The sequence below is a fragment of the Streptomyces sp. SID5785 genome, from assembly GCF_009870065.1.
GTDB lineage: Bacteria > Actinomycetota > Actinomycetes > Streptomycetales > Streptomycetaceae > Streptomyces.
This window is the reverse complement of sequence record NZ_WWIA01000442.1, coordinates 1-5,434: the sequence shown is the minus strand read 5'-3', so window position 1 is coordinate 5,434 and position 5,434 is coordinate 1. Positions and strand designations below refer to the sequence as shown.

At 76.1% G+C, this 5,434-nt stretch carries 5 protein-coding genes and 1 pseudogene; 4 read left to right on the top strand and 2 right to left on the bottom strand.

Features of this window, described 5'->3' with window-relative positions; genetic code table 11:
• Nucleotides 1-1,690 (top strand): tetratricopeptide repeat protein (locus GTW43_RS14845; RefSeq protein WP_161302347.1); only part of this gene is annotated, 1,690 nt, incomplete at its 5' end.
• A 27-nt stretch (nucleotides 1,691-1,717) separates the two neighbouring features.
• Here GTW43_RS14845 and GTW43_RS14840 read toward each other — a convergent pair.
• A complete protein-coding gene (locus GTW43_RS14840) occupies nucleotides 1,718-2,320 on the bottom strand; it encodes an NAD(P)H-dependent oxidoreductase (protein ID WP_237536604.1) in 603 nt (200 codons plus the stop codon).
• Between the two features lie 203 nt (nucleotides 2,321-2,523).
• Between GTW43_RS14840 and sigJ the strand changes: the two genes are divergently transcribed.
• Nucleotides 2,524-3,456 carry an RNA polymerase sigma factor SigJ gene (sigJ, locus tag GTW43_RS14835; protein WP_161302345.1) on the top strand — a complete coding sequence of 311 codons (933 nt, stop codon included), beginning with the start codon at nucleotides 2,524-2,526 and terminating at the stop codon, nucleotides 3,454-3,456.
• A 56-nt stretch (nucleotides 3,457-3,512) separates the two neighbouring features.
• Nucleotides 3,513-3,962 (top strand): VOC family protein, encoded by a 450-nt coding sequence (locus GTW43_RS14830; protein ID WP_161302344.1) that lies wholly within the window; start codon nucleotides 3,513-3,515, stop codon nucleotides 3,960-3,962.
• A 68-nt stretch (nucleotides 3,963-4,030) separates the two neighbouring features.
• Here GTW43_RS14830 and GTW43_RS14825 read toward each other — a convergent pair whose 3' ends face one another.
• Nucleotides 4,031-5,080, bottom strand: coding sequence for an SEC-C domain-containing protein (locus GTW43_RS14825; protein WP_161302342.1), 1,050 nt, complete (start codon nucleotides 5,078-5,080; stop codon nucleotides 4,031-4,033).
• 92 nt (nucleotides 5,081-5,172) lie between these two features.
• On the opposite strand from GTW43_RS14825, the pseudogene GTW43_RS14820 reads away from it, so the two are divergent.
• A pseudogene (locus tag GTW43_RS14820) lies at nucleotides 5,173-5,434 on the top strand (class E sortase); the annotation flags it as partial.

Genomic DNA, 5,434 nt, shown 5'->3' with positions numbered 1-5,434 from the left:
CGACGAGGCCGTCGCCGACTTCACCGCGGCGCTCGATCTGACCCCCGACGACCCGTGGGTGCTCGCCTCCCGGGGCTGGGCGCACCGCGGCGCGGGCCGCCACGACAAGGCCGTCGCCGACCTCACCGCGGCGATCGCCCTGGACCCCGACGACGCATGGATGTACGCGTCCCGGGGCTGGGCCCACCGCGACGCCGAGCGGTACGAGGAGACCGTCGCCGACATGACGGCCGCGCTGGAACGCGACCCGGGCGACGCCGCGTTCCTCGGGTCGCGCGGCGAGGCACACCGGCAGGCCGGACGCCTCGACGCGTCCCTGCGTGACCTGGACGAGGCGATCACCCTCGACCCCGCGTACGCCTGGGGCCTCGCCGAGCGGGGGGCCACCCACCGGGCCGCCCTCCGCTACGAGGACGCGATCGCGGACTGCACGGCCGCGCTGGCGATCGACCCCGCGTTCGTGTGGGCGCTCGCCGAGCGCGGCGCCGCGCACCAGCTGGCGGGCCACGACGACGCGGCGATCGCCGACTTCACCGCCGTGCTCGCCGTCGACCCCCGGTACGTGTGGGCGTTCGCGATGCGCGGCGTCACCCACCGGCTCTTCGGCCGTTACGACGAGGCCGTCGCCGATCTGACCGCGGCCCTCGCCCTGTATCCCGCGTACGCGTGGGCGCTGGAGGAGCGCGGCCGCGCACACCGCCAGGCCGACCGCTACGACGAGGCCGTGGCCGACTTCGACGCCGCCCACGCGCTCGCGCCCGACGACGCCGAGGTGCTGGCCGCGCGCGGCTTCACCCACCGGCTGGCCGGCCGCCTGGACGACGCGGTGCGGGACCTCACCGCCGCGCTCGACCTCGACCCCGCGTACACGTGGGCGCTGGCCATGCGGGGCTCCGCCCACCAACGGGCCGGCCGCTACGACGAGGCCGTCGCGGACTGCACGGCCGCGCTGGCCCTCGACTCCACCTACACCTGGCCGCGCTCCCTGCGCGCCGAGACCCATCGGCTCGCGGGCCGGTTCGACGACGCGGCCCAGGACTTCGACGCGTGCCTCGCGCTCGACCCCCGCGACGCCTGGGCCCTCGCGTCGCGAGGACAGGTCCGGCACGAGCAGGGCCGGTCCGAGGAGGCGCTCGCCGACCTGACCGCCGCGATCGAGATCGAGCCCTCGGGCTGGATGTACCAGGAGCGGGCCCGGTACCTGCGGCAGGCCGGGGCCTTCGAGCGGGCGCGGGAGGACGTCGAGCGGGCCCGCGCGGCGGACGGAACCGACCCGGAGCTGACCTTCGAGGAACTCCTGCTCGACACCTGGGTGCACGGGTACGCGGCGTGCGCGGAGCGCTGGCGGGAGCTGCTCGTGGAGTCGGCGCGGACGGCGGACGACTGGGAGCCGGATCCCGACACGGAGGCGCTCTTCGGGCTGTTCCGTGCGGTGCTGCTCGAGCCGGGCACGGCGGTGGAGGAGGCCGTCGCCGCGTTCCGCGCGGCCGGGCTCCGGCGCGAGACCGTCATGGTCACGGGCGAGTGCCTGGACGAGATCGCCCGGGCGGACCCGGACGGAGCGCAGGCCGCCCGGGCCCGCGCGGCCTGCCGGAGCCTGCGGGAGACCGCCCCGCCGCCCGGGTCCCCGCCGCCGGGGTCCTCGCCGCCCGGGTCCGCGTCGCCGGTGGTCCCGCCCCCGGCGGACTGACCCGTGGCGCGCCGCCGGAGACCGGGGTCAGGCCACGCGCGCAGCACGGCCCGCCCGCACCGCCGCGAGCGCCCCGGTCCACTCCACGACCCGGTCCAGCAGTCCGTCCAGGGCCCGCGCACTGGACTCGCGCGGCGTGAACACCCTGAAGTCCTCGAAGTCCAGGGCGAGATGCAGACCCACCTGGGGCGGCACGTCCGCCAGGCCGAGCGGCCCGCACATCTGGCGCAGCTGGGCCGCCGAGCCCGTACCGCCGGCGACGCCGTACCCGACAATGCCGGCGGCCTTGTCGCTCCACTCGGCGAAGACGAAGTCGAGGGCGTCCTTCATCACGCCGGGCAGCTGGTGGTTGTACTCCGGGATCACGAAGACGAACCCGTCCAGACCGCCGACGGTCCGCGCCCACTCCTGCGCCTCGGGGCCGACCGTGCCGCCCAGGGCGGGCGGCACCGGCTGGTCGAAGTGCGGCAGCCGGAAGGCGGCCAGGTCGACCAGGGTGAACGCGGCGTCCGCGCGTCGCGCCGCGATCCCGTGCACCCACTCGGCGACCTGCGCCCCGACCCGGCCCGGCCGGGTGCTCCCGAGGACGACACCGATCCTGATCATGTCCTGAGCGACGTCCTGTGCCATGTCCCACTCCTGCCGTACGGCCGGGGACCCCGCGCGAGCGGGCCCCGGCGCCGTCGTGTCCGGCGGATCGCCGACACCCTGGTCCGACGGGACAGCGCCCCGGAACGTCAGGCGGCGCGGGACCTGACATCCGGGAGGCCTGTCCCGTCGTAGAGGTGAGCAGCCGGCGGCCCGACCGGGCCACGTCGAAGGGAACGCGACCGATGACCAGCACCGACGGACCGACACCGGGCGACGACCCGGTCGAGTCCGAACGCCGCGCCCTCACCAACGTCGCCTACCGCCTTCTCGGCTCCCTGACCGAGGCCGAGGACGCCGTCCAGGAGGCGTACGCCCGCTGGTTCGAACTCCCCGCGGCGCGGCGCGCCGACATCGCTGCCCCGGGCGCCTGGCTGACGACCGTCGTGAGCCGCGTCTGCCTCGACCAGCTCCGCTCCGCGCGGGTGCGGCGCGAGCAGTACGTCGGCGAGTGGATCCCCGAGCCGGTGCCGGTGCGGGCCGAGTGGGACGCGCCGCCGGCCGGATCGGCGGCCGGGGACCCGGCCGACCGCATCACGCTGGACGAGTCCGTCGAGATGGCGTTCCTGGTGGTCCTCGACGCGATGACACCGGCCGAGCGGGTCGCCTTCCTGCTCCACGACGTGTTCCGGGTGCCGTTCGGTGAGATCGCCGAGATCGTCGGCCGCAGCCCGGGCGCCTGCCGCGAGCTGGCCTCCGCGGGGCGGCGCCGGATCGGGGCCGCCCGCGAACGCGGAGCGGGGGCGCCCCGCCGCGCCGCGGTCGTGCGGGAGTTCCGGCAGGCCTGGCAGGCCAAGGACGTGGGCGCCCTCGCCCGGCTGCTCGACGGGTCGGTCGAGGCGGTCGCCGACGGCGGCGGGCGTACCCAGGCCTCGCCGGTGCCGGTCCGGGGGCGGGCGCAGGTCGCCGGGTTCCTGGTGCGGCTCGCGACCCGCGCCGGAGTGCTCGACCTGCGCGAACGCACGGTCAACGGCCAGCCGGGACTGGTCGCCCTGGACGGCTCCGAGATCCTCAGTGTCTACGCGTTCGACATCGACGACACCGGCCGCATCCGCCGGATCTGGGCCGTCCGCAACCCCGACAAGCTGCGCCCCTGGGCCGTCGCCCCGGACCGGTAGACCCCTCACCTCCCCCTCCGCTTCCCGGCACATCGCCCCTCTCCGAGAGGACCGTCATGCCCTTCACGTCCCACACCCTGCACCTCACCGCCCGCGGCACCGACGAGGCGTCGCGCTGGTACCGGACGGCGTTCGGCGCCGAGGAACTCGTCCGGCTCGAGGTGCCGGGCGGCCGGCTGATCCACGTCCGGATCCGCATCGGCGACCTCACGCTGATGCTGGCCGACGAGTTCCCCGAGCTGGAGTCGTACGGGCCCGAGCACTTCGGCGGCACGTACGGAGCCGTGTATCTGCACACCGACGACGTCGACGCGGCGTGGCAGCGGGCGGTGGACGCCGGGGCCACGGTGCTGCGACCACTGGCCGACACCTACTGGGGCGAACGCGAGGGCCAGGTGCTCGACCCGTTCGGCCACCGCTGGGGCCTGACCCAGCACCTGCGGGACGTCCCGCACGCCGAGCTCCAGGCGCGGACGAGCGAGGCGTTCGCGGGGCTCGGCGGGTGAGACGGGGCACGGAGCGCACGGAGCGGGGTCGAGGACACCCGGGCGACGGTCGCCCGGGCGGCAGGGGTTCAGGCCCCCGCGGTGTCCGCCCCGTGGCACTGCCCGTACGCGCTGCCCGACCCGCACCAGCACGCCGCGCCCGCCTCCGGCGGCCAGAACACGGCGCGGCCGCGGGCGGCCAGGGTGGTGGCGTACTGGGGGAGCAGGGAGGCGTCGCCGGGGGAGGAGGCCTCCGAGGCGGCGAAGGCCTCGTAGGAGGGGACCGTGCCGGTGACGATGCCGAGGTTCTGGGTGCCGGACGAGGACAGCTCCCGCAGGGCGTCCTGTATCGAGGCGAGGTGCGCCTCGTAGGACGGGTACTCGGCGGAGAGCGACGGGTACGCGGCGAGGAGTTCGGCGTACTCGGCCGAGGGCCAGTGCAGGACCGCGACCGGGAACGGGCGGGACAGCGCCTCGCGGTACGAGCCCAACTCGGCGCGCAGGCGGGTGATCTCGGCCTGGAGGTCGGCGGGGTTGTCCGAGCCGAGGGCCCACAGGCGCTTGGGGTCGTGGAGCTCGTCGAGGGAGACGGAGGCGCGGTTCACGCGGTCCGCGAGGGCGTCCCACGCGTCGTGCTCGGCGCCGAGCATCCTGCGCACCCGGTGCCGGCCGAGGACCAGCGGGTGCTGCACGTACGGGATGTCGCCGGACTCCCGCTCGGCCTCCGGGACCAGCCGCTCGAGGCCCTCGGTGAACGTCTCGTGGGCCTGCTCCAGCTCGTCGTGCGACTCCAGGGACTCCGCGATGATCACCCACGGCGCCGGGTCGCGCGGGGCCGTGGCCCGCAGGCCGGTGATGATGGCGCGGGCCTCGGCCTCGTGACCGTACTCCCACAGGTTCGCCGCCTTCAGGGCGCGGACCAGGGAGCCGTTGTGCAGGCCGTCGGAGGAGAGCAGGCCGTCGTACAGGGTGGTCGCGCGCTCGCGGGACCCGGCGAGCTCGTAATGGGCCGCGGCCTGCAGCAGCAGGGGTTCGGCGTCCTCGGGGTAGAGGGACGCGGTGCGTTCCAGGCGCTCGGCTTCCGCGACGTGATCGGCGTGGTCGTTCTCGGCGGGCGTGGCAGGCGTGTCGGGGCGCATGCGGACACCGTACTGCCGTGGGGGCGGGCGGGGTGTGCGCGGGACGCCGTCCGGGCCTGGTGACTTGGGGCCGCGGCGTCTACTCTGCGCGCGTGCTGACGCAGTCCGCCGAGCGGCCCGACCGGCCCCGCGTCGTCGCCCAGGGGGCGCCGCGGCGCCGGTCGCGGGTGCGCCGCGCCCTGTGGACGGCGGCCGAGGGCGCCGTGACGCTCGGCCTCGTGCTGCTGCTCCTCGTCGCGCACCAGCTGTGGTGGACCAACCGGCAGGCCCGGGCCGGCGCCGAGCGGCAGGTGCAGGCGCTCGAACGGCAGTGGGAGCAGCCGCCGCCCGCGACCGACGACCCCGGGGCCACGC